Raw genomic sequence first — 14,217 nt, forward strand, 5'->3', positions numbered from 1 at the left:
TTAACTGATGATGATGGACGATTTATCTACCCGAGGCTGCTGGCCGCCACGTAAAATGCTATTACCCTCAAACCGGGCGCTTTGGTCAATGTTTACGCCAAAGTCGGCCTCGTCAATTTGTCCGCTTTGGGCAAATGCGGTTATGGCGTTGCGGTAGGTAACCAGTTCAATATATTCGGCACTGATGCCGTTTAGTTTCATCAGAGCGGCAGTTTTTGGTACCGCCAGCGGATCGCTGATACCCCAATCGGCGGCAGAGTTGATCATGATCCGTTCAGAGCCGTATTGCTTCACCACCTCAACCATGCGCTGGTTACCCATTTTAGTAAAAGGGTAGATAGTAAACGCCGCCCAAAAGCCACGATCAAGCACTTCTTTTACCGTTTCCTCATTATTATGGTCGATGATAACAGTATATGGGTCGAGGCCATGCTCGAGGGCGATATCCATGCTACGCTGGGTGCCATGTTTTTTATCGCGGTGGGGTGTGTGTACCTGCACGGGTAAACCGGCTTCCTTTGCCAGATCCAGTTGCAGGCGGTAATATTTTTCTTCGGCGGCGGTTTGGTCGTCAAAGCCTATCTCGCCAACGCCAACCACACCATCTTTATAAACAAACAGCGGTAGTATTTCCATCACTTGTTCAGCTAAGGCTTCGTTGTTAGCTTCACGCGAATTAAGGCCGATGGTGCAATAATGCTTGATACCAAATTGCGACGAACGGAAACGTTCCCAGCCAACAAGGCTGCTGTAATAATCTCTAAAACTGTCAATACCCGTACGGGGCTGGCCCAGCCAAAATGCGGGCTCTATCAGTGCTACCACACCGGCATCGGCCATGGCCTGGTAATCATCCGTAGTGCGCGATGTCATGTGCACATGCGGGTCAAAAAACTTCATGCCTTTAACGGCGCTTATATCAAATGCCTCGGGTTTTTGGCCCGGTAGCGGTTTATCTTCAAATGAATGGCTGCAGCACATATCTTTCTGTTTATAATGGAGTTATCAAATGGTACTGTATTGTTGTTTAACGGCGTTCACAATTCCGGCATCGGTAAACGGCGAAGCCAGGTGCCATAGCTCAGGCACAACGCTGCGGCCTGCTGCACCGCGCTCACGGGCAAAATCCATCAGTATGCGGGCAAGCTCGGGGTTGTTGCGCTCGTTAAGGCCGGTTATCAAATCCAGTTGCTTGTCAGTAAAAATGGCTTTCATCACCAGTTGGTTCCAGGCTGCATCCGGTAAGTATTCGGCAGGGTAAGGGTTATGGTACATAATAGCTTCCAAAACAATACCGATATTGCTACGTATACCCTCGGCACAACGTTTTACCAAAAAATCCGGATAAGCTAAAATTGGTAATGCTGAATATAAAGCTACCAGTTCATTCATCTCGGCGGCTAAAAACAGATTCTCTATTACGGCGAAATAATGTTCCTTGTTGTTGGCATCCGCTTGCGACAGCAGGTACACCCGGCCAAGCCTGTCTGCGCTCCAGCCCTTAACAGTAAAACCGGGGCGTATGGTATTGAGTTGTTCGGCCTGTTCAGGGGTTATGGTGATGGTTGCCTTGCCTGTTTTGCGGGGCATCATGGCAAACGCCGCGTTAAACGCCGCGGTGTTACTAATATCGCCCTGCCGGCTTAACCAGGCCCAGGTGTCAGGTGTAACATTATTTTGGATGATGGTGGCAAGCAAATTTCTTAATGCTTCAGTATCGTACCCGAACATAGTTTTAAACGGCCAAAAAGTTAATTAATAATGCCCCGGCAATAATCAGCAGCCCGAAAAACTCGCGTGTTTTTTCGATGTAAGGCTTTTCGGCTTGCATGCTTTCAACCAGGCTTGGTTTGTTGTATTTGCTTATCCAATCGCGCACACCATCCTTTTGAAAAAACAGCAATACAGCATACACCAAATAAAAGGCGATCAATAAAATATACAGGTTTGGAAAAACCGAACCCGCCGCGGCAAACCCGCAACATGCTGCAGCGCTCAGGTAAATAGGTACCCACAGGTACCAGTCAATATCATTAAAGTTCAAATAAGCAAAGCCAATAAAAGCGATGCAGAATATTATATTCAATATTATTAAAAACATACTTAAGGGGGAACCGATAAAGTTTAAGTCAGCACTGTGTTATCGATCGCAATAAAGCTAAATTAAAGAATATTAAGTTTTCCCAATGTAAATATTCATAAATGTTACAAGGGCTTTTATATTTGAGGCATGCTACGTTACCTATATAAAATAATGCTGTTGATAGTCTTTTGTACTATTGTTTCTTTTACGTCATCGGCACAAAAAGTGCTTGAACCTAAAGATACGCCGGCCGAATGGTCAAAGCCTTATCCGCCGTTCCGCATTGCGGGTAATTTGTATTATGTAGGTACGTATGATTTGGCGAGCTATTTGATCGTAACTCCTCAAGGCAATATTTTGATCAATACCGGTTTGGCCAACTCGGCGGATATCATCAGCAAGAATATCACTACACTGGGCTTTAAACTAAAGGATACAAAAATATTGCTCACCACACAAGCGCATTACGATCATTTGGGGGCTATGGCATCCATCAAAAAACTTACCGGCGCTAAAATGATGGTTGATGAAGCCGATGCGCAGGTTATGGCCGATGGCGGCAGCAGTGATTATGCTTTAGGCAATGGCGTTAGTACCTATGCGCCTGTAAAGGCCGACAGGATATTGCACGATCAGGATAGCATTGTACTTGGCAGCACTAAACTGGTAATGCTGCACCACCCCGGGCATACCAAGGGCTCATGTAGTTTTTTGTTTGATATAAAGGATGCCGTGCGCACTTACCGTGTGCTGATTGCCAACATGCCCAGTATTGTTACTGAAAAGGCGTTTAACGAGGTGAGCGAATATCCAACGATTGAAAAGGATTACGCTTATACTTTTGATGCCATGAAAAAGCTGACGTTTGATATATGGCTGGCATCGCACGCCAGTCAGTTTGATCTGCAAAAAAAGCATAAACCGGGCGATGGCTACAATCCCGAAGCATTTGTGGACAGGGCCGTGTATGACAGCTACCTCAATGAACTTGAAGCTGCGTTTAAAAAGAAACGTGAAGTAAAGTAGACGTTTGCCTATCAATTGTTCAAATTAAATAGCTCCATGAAATTGATAATAACAAATTGGATTAATCTGTTAGGCGTATTTGTGATCGTGTATGTTTATGCAATATATTTGAATTTAACTGATTACAATACTCAAAAAACTATAATTCAATCAATAGTAGCCGCTTTGTTTTTGGTATTAGCTTATGGAATACTATTTTGGTTTGGGCTACTATTAAGTTTAATTATACTGGATATATTACTTATTACTCAAAAAGTAAATAGGCTTAAAACTAAGTTGCTTGTAGAATGGGCTATTATTAGTGTGCCATATTTGTTTTTAGGTATAACATATAATCTGCCAATTTTTTATTATGGAATATTTGCATTGCTGATTACTCAATTAATCAGAGTAAACGTAATTACGAATGCTTTATCTGTCACGCATAAATAGTAAAGAGCGAAAAGTATTCTTTAAACTACTACTTATCATTCGCAAGTATATGCTTGCGGTGCCTTTCGCCCCAAAGCGCCAGTTGGGCTAAAACATCTTTAAAGCTCAGGCCGTATTCGGTAAGCTCATATTCAACCACTAAAGGCTGGGTGTTAATAACATTGCGTGTAACCAGTTTGTTCAACTCCATCTCCTTCAACTGCCTGCTCAACATTTTGCCTGATATGCCGTCCACCTCGCGCAATATATCTGAGTAGCGCATCGGGCTATCACATAACACGGCCAATATGTGTATCTTCCATTTGCCCTCAAGTAAATCCATGGCATCTTTAATAGCCAACAGCTTTTTGTTACACTGCGATTTAGTTAAAGGCTGCTTACCTTGTGGTGACTTGGTTACTTGCATGTTACTGTGAATTATGGTTACCTTGTGACAAAAGTAAACAAATAATCCCCCACATTTGTCATAATAAATACGTAATTATAATGAGCTTAATTGAAGATCTGAACTGGCGCTATGCCACCAAAAAAATGAACGGAGCTGTTGTTCCGCAAGATAAACTGGATTATATATTAGAGGCGGCCCGTTTGGCCCCATCATCATCAGGTTTGCAGCCGTATAGGATTATTGTTATATCTGATAAAGAGGTGCTGGAGAAGATCAAAGGTATTGCTTTTGATCAAAGCCAGATTGTTGATTGCTCGCACCTGCTGGTTTTCGCGGCCTGGGATGGTTACAGCCACGAACGCATAGGCGAAGTGTTTAAATATACAGCGAAAGAACGCGGCTTGCCGGAAGATGCCATGAGTGCTTATCATGAAAGGCTTTGGAGCATGTACCAACCGCTTGGCCAGCAATGGCACGCCGCACACGCGGCTAAACAAGCGTACATTGCGCTGGGTGTTGCGTTAACTGCCGCCGCTGAACAACGCGTTGATGCCACGCCAATGGAAGGCTTTATACCTGAAAAACTCGATGAAATTTTAGGCCTGGCCGAAAAGGGCTTAAAAAGTGCGGCTATACTACCGCTTGGTTACCGCGATGAAGCTAATGATTGGTTGGTAAACCTTAAAAAGGTACGTATGCCTAAAGATGAGTTTATCATTGAGGTGAAGTAATCTGTCAACTTAATAAAAGCAAAAGGAGCGTTTACTCAAAGTAAACGCTCCTTTTTTATGAGATAAAAATTTGTTATTGTTTTTTGATCTCTACCCTGCGGTTTAGCGCGCGGCTTGCTTCGTCGGTATTGGTTGAGATGGGTTTGCTTTCACCAAAACCTTTAACCGTAAGCCTGTCGGCACTGATGCCGCTGTTGGTCAGGTAGGTTTTTACCGAGTTGGCACGTTCAACAGACAGATCCATGTTATGCTTCTCTGAGCCTTCGGCTGATGAGTGGCCATTTAATACGAATGATACCGCGTCATCTTTCTTCATTTCGGCAACAGCTTTATCAAGCAGCGCGTACGATTCGGTTTTCAATATGCCCGAGTTAAACTCAAACTGAATATTGCTGAAATTATAGTTTGGCGGCGCGGGCGGCGGTGGCGGAGCCGGGGTTTGCTGTTGAACAGGCGGCGGCGGTGGCGGCGGTGTAGCAGGTTTTTCAACCGGCGGTTTTGGCGGCGGCGGGGCTACAACAGCCTTTTTTGATTTACAGGCAGGCATTGCTGCTACCGAAGCGGCAATAAGCAGCAGGCTGCCATATTGTTTTAGTGACTTCATCGTTCAGATAAAATTGTTTAATGTTGAAAACGGGTTATAACGGGCATTTATTGCCAGGCCCTAAGTTAAAAGGTTTTTGTTAAACCCGGTTTAAGCTTAAAAACTTCTTTGCGGGCACTTTACTTTATAGGTATTGTTGAGCATAATACCGATCACAATTTCGTGCGAACCATTGCTTACCGCGTTAAGGTTAGAGGTAGTAATGTCGTACGAATAACCTACGTTGATCAATGAGCTCAGGTTAAACCCTGCCAATATGCCAAACGAATCATTTTTGCGGTACGAACCGCCTACCCAAAAATCATCCCGAAAGGCAAGTTTCATGTTTACATCATAAGTAGTGGGGGCGGGGTCGATAAACTTTATCAGTACGGAGGGCAGCAGGGTTAAATCATCCGTCATGTATAAACGCAGGCCGCCGGTAAATAAAAAGTGCGGCACGGTTTTACTTTGATTATAGCTGGATGAAAAGATGCTTTGTGATAACGCCTGCTGTACCGAAAAACCGGTATAGTAGTTAGGCCCGTATAGCAATACGCCGGCGCTAACATCAGGATTCCACTTGCTGTTATTACCATTGTTGATGGCCGGGTCTATGGGGTTTTCAACCGTGATTTCTGAACTGTTGATAGCATACTGGTTAACCCCCGCCGTTACACCTACCGCCAGGTTTGAGGTTGGCGAAAGCCCTAAGTGATAGGCATAACTGCCTGCAATGGTATTTTGTGAGATCAGCCCCGCTTTATCAGTTATCAGTTGCAGGCCAATACCATGGTGTGGTTCGGCGGCCATGTAGGTACGCAGGTACGATCGTTCGTTAGGGTTGCCGCTGCCCGCGCCGCCGTTTAAAAAGCCCTCGCCCAAGGGGGCGTTGATGGTAAGATAAGTCGTTTTTGGCGCACCGTTAAGGCCTGTCCACTGGCTGCGGTGCCCCATTTTAAGGTCCACATAATTCTCAATACCCGCGAAAGCCGGATTGATCAGATAGTTATTGAAAGGATATTGGGTGTATTGAGGTTTTTGCTGAGCTTGGGTGCCTATTGCAAAAAGCAGCATTGCGCTGATTAAAACAGTAAAAAGGTATCGTGATAAAGCCAACAACTAAGTTTAATTTAACGGGTAAATAAAAGGTGCTGACAATTTAATAATTAAAAGTTAATGGGTGCAAGTAAATACTTTAGATTGTTACAACCGCCCTTCAAACAGCATTGTTTTTACCTTTAACACCGCGGCAACTGTCATGCTGTCGGTAATTTCGCCGCGGCAAACCATTTGGTAAACCTCATCAAAAGCTACTTTTTTAATAACGAGTTGTTCCGTTTCTTCCGGTTCGGGTTCAAACTGCTCCAGATTACGGGCAAGGTAAATAATGGCTAATTCGTCGCTTACCGAATTGGATAGGTGCATACGCTGTATCTCTGTCCATTCAGTAGCTTTAAGGCCGGTTTCTTCCAACAGTTCCCGCTTGGCCGAATCCAAAGGGTCAATACCCATCACTCCCCCACCCTCGGGCATCTCCCAACTGTACTGCTCCAGCGGAAAACGATACTGGCCAACCAGGTAGGTATTCATGTCCGCATCCAGCGGCAACACGCCTATAGCCAGGTTTTTGAACTGTACCTTACCGTAAATGCCGGGGTTGCCTGCCGGGTTAAGTACCTGGTATTCGGTTACGTTGATCCATGGATTGTCGTATTTCTCAGTTTCGCCGGTTATTGTCCAGGGGTTCAAGGTCGGGTTTATCATCAAGGGTAAATATAAGCGTTTCGGCGTTAACCCTTAAAATAGTGCTGTAATTAATACTTGCTCAATATCTTACTATCTACATAAAAAGTACCAAAGGGTATAATGCAAGCCAGTAAAACTTTCCAGGTGGTTTCGCTGAACTTCCAGCTCAGCTCAATAGCCGCGCTGATAGTATTTACCACAAAAAGCAGGAACAACACGCCATGCACGGGGCCAATTGCTTTAACCCAGGCGGGATCGTTCAAAATGTACTTAACGGGCATGGCAATAAAAACCAGCGCTATTAACGATAGGCCTTCAAGTAGTGCAAGCAGCCTTAAGCGGCCAATGTTTGTATTTAATTGTTTAAGCATGATATTATTAAAATGTGCGTAAAAGAGGGCGTTGTGCCAATGGCGAAAACGGCCAGGGTATGCTAATTAGTATAATAATTAAACCGATAGTGAACCATATGGCCATGGTCCTGAATTTTTGCTCGTCAGTTTTGTGCCGCTTGGCTAATGATGAGCCGATGGTGATGAGAACAACAGCTATCGTCATCATCACTATATGTATCAGGCCGAAAAATAAAAAGGGCAACTGCTTTACGGCGTCGTGGTAATGCTGCCTGAAATAAAGCACAACCGGGCTGTTAAAATATAATACAAAACCAATAGACAACTGTACATGCGCTATAGTGGCGGTGATATGGCGCACTTTATCATCGCTGTGGGTAAAGGATCGCCCGGAAAGCCAGCCACGCAAGGCATTAAATATGGCATATATTAAAGAGGCTAAAACCAGCCAGCGCGTAACAGAATGCAGAAAAATTAATATGGCGTACATAAGCAAAATTTATGGCAGCAAATTTCCGGATTGCTGCATCAGTTGAATAGGATACATTAGGCCATTGTCAGCACTTATCAATCGTGCGGTAGGCTGTTGGTGTGATGCCTTCATGCCGTTTAAATAAGCGGGTAAAATAAGACGGGTCATCCAGCCCTAAGGCATATGATATCTCGCTTATAGTAAAATTAGTTTGTACCAGCAGTACCCTTGCCTCGGCAATAATGGCCTCGTTTATCCATACTGATGGCGACTTTTGTGTAGCATTTCGAACGATTTTGTTTAAATGGTTAGGGGAGATGTTAAGCATTCGGGCATAATCGGCAACTGATTTATTTATACGGAATTTTGCAAAAACCAGCGCTTTAAATTTATTAATGATAATGTTTGATTGCGCGTTCCCGTTTGCTAACAGAGGCGAGTACGCCCGGTTTATTTCGGTAAGCAAGCTCAGCAGGTAAGGCTGTAACACATCAATATTGCGGAGTTTATTTTGATGGTATTCAGTTACCAGGCGTTTGAATAACTGGGAAATATAACCGACGGTTTCGGCGTCAGGTTTAATTAGCGGATTGCCCCATATCTTTAAAAATTCAAAGCTGTGCAGTAATTCAGTGCTGCCATATTTCGCTGTTATCAAACCATCACTAAAGTTGCAGATATACCCCTTGTTAACATCGCCGGTGGAGAATGAAAAAACTTGCCCGGCCGCAACCACCAGCATTTGATTAGGGCCAATGGTGTAATTAGCATTACCTATACCCATCTTAGCCTCACCTTCGGTTATGTATAATATGGAGTGCGAGGTAGCGCGTGATGCGGGTACCGGCCGTGCCAGGTGCTGATACATATCCTCAACAGGCAACACGAAAAAATCGCCCGCGAGGGCTTTCATCTCCTCAACCGGCATAAAGCGCGAGGTGAAAGCCAACGGATCATATGTATTTATTTTTGTTGATGCCATGCGAAGCGGTATCAAACAAAAATAGCGACGGATATTACCCGTCGCTATCTCAATAAATTTTTATTACAAGTAAATTACAGGCCAAAGGCTGACTTCACCGCGTCAACATAATCCAGTTTCTCCCAGGTAAACAGCTCAACCTCTTTGGTAACTGATTTGCCATCGTGGCTGATAAAGGTTTTGCTGACTGTTTTGCTCTCTTTGCCAAAGTGGCCATAAGCTGCGGTTTCACTATAGATCGGATTACGCAATTTAAAGCGGGTTTCAATAGCGTACGGGCGCATATCAAATAATGACTCAACTTTTTTGGCGATCTCACCATCATTCAGCCCAACTTTGCTGGTTCCGTAAGTGTTTATGTAAATGCCCATTGGCTGTGCCACGCCTATCGCGTATGATACCTGTACCAATACCTCACTGCAAACACCGGCGGCTACCAGGTTTTTGGCAATGTGGCGGGTAGCGTAAGCGGCAGAGCGGTCAACCTTTGATGGATCTTTGCCTGAAAACGCGCCACCGCCGTGCGCGCCTTTACCACCGTAAGTATCAACGATGATCTTACGGCCGGTTAGGCCGGTATCACCATGCGGACCGCCGATAACGAATTTCCCTGTAGGGTTAATATGGAATTTAATGCCATCATTGAACAGATGAGCATATTTAGGGTACTTGGCTTTAACGCGAGGAATCAGTATACCGATAATATCTTCACGTATTTTGGCCAGCATAGCTTCCTCGCTGTCAAAATCATCGTGTTGGGTTGATATTACGATCGAGTCGATACGGATCGGCTGGTTATCATCGCTATACTCCAGCGTAACCTGCGATTTTGCATCGGGCCTCAAGTATTTAATCTCATTATTTTCACGACGGATAGCCGCCAGTTCAATTAACAGGGCGTGTGCCAGATCGAGGGCTAATGGCATGTAGTTATCCGTTTCGCTGGTAGCGTAGCCAAACATCATACCTTGGTCGCCCGCGCCCTGGTCTTCCTTGTTCTGGCGCTCAACACCCTGGTTAATATCCGGCGATTGCTCATGAATAGCCGAGAACACACCGCATGAATTGCCATCAAACATATACTCGCCTTTGGTATAACCTATCTGGTTAATAACATCGCGGGCAATTTTTTGTACGTCTAAATAAGCTTTTGATTTAACCTCGCCGGCCAAAACAACTTGCCCGGTAGTAACCAGGGTTTCGCAGGCCACTTTTGATTCGGCATCAAAGGCCAGGAATTGATCGATCAGCGCGTCTGATATCTGGTCAGCAACTTTATCAGGGTGCCCCTCTGATACGGATTCTGAAGTGAATAAATATGGCATAAAAATCTTTAAATAAATATAATGTAAACAACCGGAAAGATGGGGCGATAAACGGAAACCCGGTAAAAAAAGGAGCAAAACTTTAGCACTTTATTTACGTGGTTGCAATTCGCCGCGTTGAGGCAGCTTAAATCAGTCCACTTTCGGGCGGCTAAAATAAAACAATTTTTACAAAGCCGAAAATAACTTACTTTTGACCCGCTTAAATACAGGTGATTGAAAAAGAAAGTATTATTTATAGTAAACCCGGTTTCGGGCGGTAAAAAAAAGGATGGGGTGCCGAAACTGATAGGTAATTACCTGGATACATCACTGTTTGATGCCGGCTTTAGTTTTAGCGAGGGTATTACCCATGCGCGCCAACTGGCTAAAGAGGCTATAGGCAAATATGATATTGTAGTAGCTGTGGGTGGCGATGGTACGGTTAACGAGGTAGCATCGGCCATACTTGGCAGTGATACCGCGCTTGGTATTATTCCATTTGGCTCAGGCAACGGGCTCGCGCGCTTTTTGGGCGTGCCTATGGATGTGCGCGGCGCGGTTGAAACTTTTAATAAAACACGTGTTGAAACTATCGACTCGGCTATTTTTAATGGCCAGCCGTTTTTTAACATGGCGGGCCTGGGTTTTGATGCCCACATCAGCAATGTATTTTCGCAAGGTAAAAATGCCAAAAAACGTGGTTTTTACAGTTACCTTAAATCATCAGTACAGGAAATACTTAATTATAAATCAAACACTTACCACATTGTTATTGATGGCCGCGCGTATGACCGCGAAGCCTTTATGCTGAGTTTTGCCAACTCATCGCAATTTGGTAACAATGCCCACGTATCGCCCAAAGCCTCTGTGCAGGATGGTATGCTGGACGTTTGCGTGGTAAAGCCATTCCCGCTGTACCGTTTTCCGGAGATGGCCTTGCGCATGTTCAATAAAACGGCAGACAAGTCATCCTTTGTTGAAATTATCCGCGGTAAACACATACAGGTTACCCGCAACAGCAACGGCCCGGCCCATCTTGACGGCGAACCGCAAATAATTGGTGCCGGTGTTGAAATAAACATTGTACCGCATTCGTTAAAGGTAATAGTTGGCGAGGGATTTGTAAAGGGAGATGATATCAAGAGTACCTGGAATACTTTAGTTACAAGCGATAGTAACTGATCGTAACCAATAGCAGGCCATTATACAGCCTGTATTAACCTTATACGTATGGTAATGAAGAAGAACCAGAAATATACCGGCGTGGTTTATTCAACCGATCCCGGTTTTGAATACCATGATGATAACGGCGGCCCGCAGGATACCCTTGCACCGCAGCAGCAAAACCTTAAAATTCACCTTGACCGTAAAGGCGGGGGTAAAATAGTTACCCGTATTAATGGTTTTATTGGTTTGGATGACGATTTACAAGCCCTTGGCAAAAAACTAAAAGCCAAATGTGGTGTTGGTGGAACAGCTAAAGAGGGCGAAATATTAATACAAGGCGATTTTAGAGACAAAATATTAACCATGCTGGTTGCTGATGGTTACAAGGTTAAAAAGGCGGGTGGATAACCGTTTTATGCCATCGATTGCAATAATGTTAAAAAAAGATAGAATTTAGTTTGATAACTATTATAGTTAAAAATACACTTATTTTAGTTGATAATAGGTTAACTTACAGGCTAAAACGATTGTTAGTATGATAGATAGATTAGTATATAGATAAAAATCTATCAGTTTAGTTACACACTTTTTGTAGGATATTTTTTGCTATTATTGAAAAAAATAATTTTCATTGTAAAAAATTATAGTTGCAACAAACAATATTTGGTAATGTATACGTTATTGTATTCCGCCAATTAGCCAAACAAAATTGCGGCTGATTGTTAAATAATTATTAAGAATAACAGATTTTGGTTTTTTTCCATTCTGAAAATTTTAATTTTGTTATTCGCTGAGTAAGCATATTAAACATAAAAAATAAACATAAACTAAAAACTAAATTTTACTGTAATGGCTAACGTACCATCAAAACCAAGTACTCCTGTTAAACAAGAAAGCTCAAGCTCATCGGGCATTTTCGCAACACTTGCAATTCCATTATGTATAGTGGTTGCTATCTGTATTTTTATTTTCATATTAGGTCACCCAAGCCACTACAAGGGTGGTGATCCGGCTAATGAGCCTGTTGACGTTTTTGGTACTGTACACAAAGGTGGTCCGATTGTACCGGTTATCATTAGCTTCCTGTTGATGGTTATTGTTTTCTCTATCGAGCGTTTCATCGTTATTGGTAAAGCTTCAGGCACCGGTAATGTTGATACTTTCGTTCGTAAAGTACAAAGCTTCCTTAACGCCGGTAACATTGAGGCTGCCAGCGCTGAGTGCGACAAACAAAAAGGTTCAGTAGCTAACGTTATCAAATCAGGCTTGAAAAAATACCGTGAAGTTGAGCATGATGCCAGCATGGACGTAGAACAAAAATCATTAGCTATCCAAAAAGATATTGAAGAAGCAACCGCGCTTGAAATGCCAATGCTTGAGCAAAACCTTACTATCATCGCTACCCTGGTATCTATCGGTACATTATTCGGTTTGTTAGGTACGGTTGTTGGTATGATCGGTGCGTTCTCTGAGCTTGCAACATCAGGTGCTCCAAACCAGGCAGCTCTTTCTTCACACATCTCTGAAGCCTTGATCAATACTGCGTTAGGTATCTTTACCTCAGCTTTATCAATCATCATGTATAACTTCTTTACATCTAAAATTGATAAACTGACTTACGCAATTGACGAAACTGGTTTCAGCATCGTACAAACATTTGCATCGTCACACAAATAAGAAATATTATGCGCTTAACCGCCTGTAAAACGCGGGTGGTGTAATTAAAACAAAGCCTTAATATTTAAAAAGATAAGAAAATGCCAAAAGTAAAAGTAGCACGAAAAAGTACAGCGATAGACATGACGGCCATGTGTGATGTGGCGTTTCTGTTGCTTACCTTTTTCATATTAACTGCCAAACCAAGGGTTGAAGACCCGGTTCCGGTAGATGTTCCGGGCTCTGTTAAAGAGATACCCGTTCCTGACGATAACCTTGCTGTAATAACTGTTGGTTCCGGAAAAGCTTTTTTCTCAGTTGAGGGTAATGACGTGCGCAGGCAGGTTTTACAACAAATGGGCGAAAAATACGGCCAGCAATTTACGCCTGAAGAGTATGCACGCTTTGAGGTATTACCTGTATTTGGTGTACCAATGGGTAACTTAAAGCAGTTCTTAAACATGGATCCTGATCAGCGTAAAAGTTTCCAGCAGCCGGGTATTCCGCGCGATTCAGTAAGCGATGAATTGTATAACTGGATACGTGAATCACGTATAGCTGCTAAAGCATTGCATAATACTGAGCTGCGTGTATCTATCAAAGGAGACAGCAAACAGGAATATCCTGTAATTAAAGATGTTGTAGCCATTTTGCAACGCCAAAAAGTCAATAAATTTAGTTTAATAACCACCTTGAGGGGTGCATCAAAATAAGATAAGATGGCAGAATTAGACACCTCCGGCGGGGGTAAGAAAAAAGGCGGAAAGGTACGAAGTAAGAAAGCGTCAACACGTGTCGATTTAACGGCGATGGTGGATCTGGCTTTCCTTCTGATCACCTTCTTCATGCTAACAACTACCCTGTCAAAGCCAAAGGCGATGGACATTGCCATGCCGGATAAGGATGAGAAACAAGATCAGCAACTTGATGTAGCTGCTTCTCGTACTATGACGCTGCTGTTGGGTAAAGACGATAAACTGATGTGGTATATCGGTGAGCCCGGCAAATCAGCGCCTGAAGTAGAAGGCTACGGAAAAAAAGGATTGCGCCAAACTTTGCTTGATAAAGGCAAAGAAGTACAGGAAAAAACAGGAAAATATATGTTCGTGATCCTGAAACCAAGTGATAAATCAGTTTACAAAAACATGGTTGACGCGCTTGACGAGATCGCGATAACCAATATCCAGTCATACGGTATTGTTGATATATCACCTGTAGAAGTTGACCTGTTGAAGAAACAGGGCTTATATTAATTAACAAGTGTTTAATACGTAAAGTAAAGCCTAAA

Annotated in this window: 18 protein-coding genes; 7 read left to right on the forward strand and 11 right to left on the reverse strand. The window is 43.4% G+C overall.

Features of this window, described 5'->3' with window-relative positions; genetic code table 11:
• Genes AC3WJC_RS00710 through AC3WJC_RS00720 form a run of 3 tightly spaced genes read right to left on the reverse strand, consistent with a single transcriptional unit; the run spans position 1 to position 2,086 of the window.
• Positions 1 to 981 carry a TatD family hydrolase gene (locus AC3WJC_RS00710; protein ID WP_492397146.1) on the reverse strand — a complete coding sequence of 327 codons (981 nt, stop codon included), beginning with the start codon at positions 979 to 981 and terminating at the stop codon, positions 1 to 3.
• Between the two features lie 24 nt (positions 982 to 1,005).
• A complete protein-coding gene (locus AC3WJC_RS00715; protein ID WP_492397147.1) occupies positions 1,006 to 1,731 on the reverse strand; it encodes an EboA domain-containing protein in 726 nt (241 codons plus the stop codon).
• 4 nt (positions 1,732 to 1,735) lie between these two features.
• Positions 1,736 to 2,086 (reverse strand): transmembrane 220 family protein, encoded by a 351-nt coding sequence (locus tag AC3WJC_RS00720; RefSeq protein ID WP_492397148.1) that lies wholly within the window; start codon positions 2,084 to 2,086, stop codon positions 1,736 to 1,738.
• A gap of 168 nt (positions 2,087 to 2,254) precedes the next feature.
• On the opposite strand from AC3WJC_RS00720, the gene bla reads away from it, so the two are divergent.
• Positions 2,255 to 3,109, forward strand: a complete 855-nt coding sequence (bla, locus tag AC3WJC_RS00725) for a subclass B3 metallo-beta-lactamase (protein WP_492398978.1) — start codon at positions 2,255 to 2,257, stop codon at positions 3,107 to 3,109.
• 460 nt (positions 3,110 to 3,569) lie between these two features.
• On the opposite strand, the gene AC3WJC_RS00730 is transcribed toward bla, so the two are convergent.
• Positions 3,570 to 3,947: a winged helix-turn-helix transcriptional regulator gene (locus AC3WJC_RS00730; RefSeq protein ID WP_492397149.1), complete on the reverse strand. Its 378-nt coding sequence runs from the start codon at positions 3,945 to 3,947 to the stop codon at positions 3,570 to 3,572.
• A gap of 80 nt (positions 3,948 to 4,027) precedes the next feature.
• On the opposite strand from AC3WJC_RS00730, the gene AC3WJC_RS00735 reads away from it, so the two are divergent.
• Positions 4,028 to 4,660 (forward strand): NAD(P)H-dependent oxidoreductase, encoded by a 633-nt coding sequence (locus AC3WJC_RS00735; RefSeq protein ID WP_492397150.1) that lies wholly within the window; start codon positions 4,028 to 4,030, stop codon positions 4,658 to 4,660.
• 73 nt (positions 4,661 to 4,733) lie between these two features.
• Here AC3WJC_RS00735 and AC3WJC_RS00740 read toward each other — a convergent pair whose 3' ends face one another.
• The 7 genes from AC3WJC_RS00740 to metK all read right to left on the reverse strand — a co-directional run bounded on the left by AC3WJC_RS00740 (position 4,734) and on the right by metK (position 10,124).
• Positions 4,734 to 5,264, reverse strand: a complete 531-nt coding sequence (locus AC3WJC_RS00740; protein ID WP_492397151.1) for an OmpA family protein — start codon at positions 5,262 to 5,264, stop codon at positions 4,734 to 4,736.
• 96 nt (positions 5,265 to 5,360) lie between these two features.
• Positions 5,361 to 6,365, reverse strand: a complete 1,005-nt coding sequence (locus tag AC3WJC_RS00745; RefSeq protein ID WP_492397152.1) for a PorP/SprF family type IX secretion system membrane protein — start codon at positions 6,363 to 6,365, stop codon at positions 5,361 to 5,363.
• A gap of 84 nt (positions 6,366 to 6,449) precedes the next feature.
• Entirely contained in the window at positions 6,450 to 7,010 is a 561-nt protein-coding gene (locus AC3WJC_RS00750) for an NUDIX domain-containing protein (protein WP_492397153.1), read from the reverse strand.
• Between the two features lie 50 nt (positions 7,011 to 7,060).
• Positions 7,061 to 7,363 carry a DUF3817 domain-containing protein gene (locus AC3WJC_RS00755; RefSeq protein WP_492397154.1) on the reverse strand — a complete coding sequence of 101 codons (303 nt, stop codon included), beginning with the start codon at positions 7,361 to 7,363 and terminating at the stop codon, positions 7,061 to 7,063.
• 7 nt (positions 7,364 to 7,370) lie between these two features.
• Entirely contained in the window at positions 7,371 to 7,835 is a 465-nt protein-coding gene (locus tag AC3WJC_RS00760) for a hypothetical protein (protein WP_492397155.1), read from the reverse strand.
• Positions 7,836 to 7,902: 67 nt separating this feature from the next.
• Positions 7,903 to 8,799 carry a helix-turn-helix domain-containing protein gene (locus AC3WJC_RS00765; protein ID WP_492397156.1) on the reverse strand — a complete coding sequence of 299 codons (897 nt, stop codon included), beginning with the start codon at positions 8,797 to 8,799 and terminating at the stop codon, positions 7,903 to 7,905.
• Positions 8,800 to 8,873: 74 nt separating this feature from the next.
• Positions 8,874 to 10,124 carry a methionine adenosyltransferase gene (metK, locus tag AC3WJC_RS00770; RefSeq protein ID WP_492397157.1) on the reverse strand — a complete coding sequence of 417 codons (1,251 nt, stop codon included), beginning with the start codon at positions 10,122 to 10,124 and terminating at the stop codon, positions 8,874 to 8,876.
• A 216-nt stretch (positions 10,125 to 10,340) separates the two neighbouring features.
• Here metK and AC3WJC_RS00775 point away from each other — a divergent pair, with 216 nt between their 5' ends.
• From AC3WJC_RS00775 to AC3WJC_RS00795, 5 genes are all read left to right on the forward strand, one after another.
• Complete coding sequence (locus AC3WJC_RS00775) at positions 10,341 to 11,288, forward strand: diacylglycerol/lipid kinase family protein (protein WP_492397158.1); 948 nt, start codon at positions 10,341 to 10,343, stop codon at positions 11,286 to 11,288.
• A 54-nt stretch (positions 11,289 to 11,342) separates the two neighbouring features.
• Positions 11,343 to 11,681: a translation initiation factor gene (locus AC3WJC_RS00780; RefSeq protein WP_492397159.1), complete on the forward strand. Its 339-nt coding sequence runs from the start codon at positions 11,343 to 11,345 to the stop codon at positions 11,679 to 11,681.
• A gap of 441 nt (positions 11,682 to 12,122) precedes the next feature.
• Entirely contained in the window at positions 12,123 to 12,950 is an 828-nt protein-coding gene (locus AC3WJC_RS00785; RefSeq protein WP_492397160.1) for a MotA/TolQ/ExbB proton channel family protein, read from the forward strand.
• 80 nt (positions 12,951 to 13,030) lie between these two features.
• Positions 13,031 to 13,642 carry an ExbD/TolR family protein gene (locus AC3WJC_RS00790; RefSeq protein ID WP_492397161.1) on the forward strand — a complete coding sequence of 204 codons (612 nt, stop codon included), beginning with the start codon at positions 13,031 to 13,033 and terminating at the stop codon, positions 13,640 to 13,642.
• A 6-nt stretch (positions 13,643 to 13,648) separates the two neighbouring features.
• Positions 13,649 to 14,182: an ExbD/TolR family protein gene (locus tag AC3WJC_RS00795; RefSeq protein WP_492397162.1), complete on the forward strand. Its 534-nt coding sequence runs from the start codon at positions 13,649 to 13,651 to the stop codon at positions 14,180 to 14,182.
• Positions 14,183 to 14,217 lie beyond the last annotated feature (35 nt).

It is taken from the genome of Mucilaginibacter sp. FW306-07-L (assembly GCF_058782065.1).

Bases quoted from the DNA above. Each gene is read 5' to 3' on its own strand.
- AC3WJC_RS00710 (WP_492397146.1), bottom strand. From the start codon at position 981: ATGTGCTGCAGCCATTCATTTGAAGATAAACCGCTACCGGGCCAAAAA.
- AC3WJC_RS00715 (WP_492397147.1), bottom strand. From the start codon at position 1,731: ATGTTCGGGTACGATACTGAAGCATTAAGAAATTTGCTTGCCACCATC.
- bla (WP_492398978.1), top strand. From the start codon at position 2,255: ATGCTGTTGATAGTCTTTTGTACTATTGTTTCTTTTACGTCATCGGCA.
- AC3WJC_RS00730 (WP_492397149.1), bottom strand. From the start codon at position 3,947: ATGCAAGTAACCAAGTCACCACAAGGTAAGCAGCCTTTAACTAAATCG.
- AC3WJC_RS00735 (WP_492397150.1), top strand. From the start codon at position 4,028: ATGAGCTTAATTGAAGATCTGAACTGGCGCTATGCCACCAAAAAAATG.
- AC3WJC_RS00740 (WP_492397151.1), bottom strand. From the start codon at position 5,264: ATGAAGTCACTAAAACAATATGGCAGCCTGCTGCTTATTGCCGCTTCG.
- AC3WJC_RS00750 (WP_492397153.1), bottom strand. From the start codon at position 7,010: ATGATAAACCCGACCTTGAACCCCTGGACAATAACCGGCGAAACTGAG.
- AC3WJC_RS00755 (WP_492397154.1), bottom strand. From the start codon at position 7,363: ATGCTTAAACAATTAAATACAAACATTGGCCGCTTAAGGCTGCTTGCA.
- AC3WJC_RS00760 (WP_492397155.1), bottom strand. From the start codon at position 7,835: ATGTACGCCATATTAATTTTTCTGCATTCTGTTACGCGCTGGCTGGTT.
- AC3WJC_RS00765 (WP_492397156.1), bottom strand. From the start codon at position 8,799: ATGGCATCAACAAAAATAAATACATATGATCCGTTGGCTTTCACCTCG.
- metK (WP_492397157.1), bottom strand. From the start codon at position 10,124: ATGCCATATTTATTCACTTCAGAATCCGTATCAGAGGGGCACCCTGAT.
- AC3WJC_RS00780 (WP_492397159.1), top strand. From the start codon at position 11,343: ATGAAGAAGAACCAGAAATATACCGGCGTGGTTTATTCAACCGATCCC.
- AC3WJC_RS00785 (WP_492397160.1), top strand. From the start codon at position 12,123: ATGGCTAACGTACCATCAAAACCAAGTACTCCTGTTAAACAAGAAAGC.
- AC3WJC_RS00790 (WP_492397161.1), top strand. From the start codon at position 13,031: ATGCCAAAAGTAAAAGTAGCACGAAAAAGTACAGCGATAGACATGACG.
- AC3WJC_RS00795 (WP_492397162.1), top strand. From the start codon at position 13,649: ATGGCAGAATTAGACACCTCCGGCGGGGGTAAGAAAAAAGGCGGAAAG.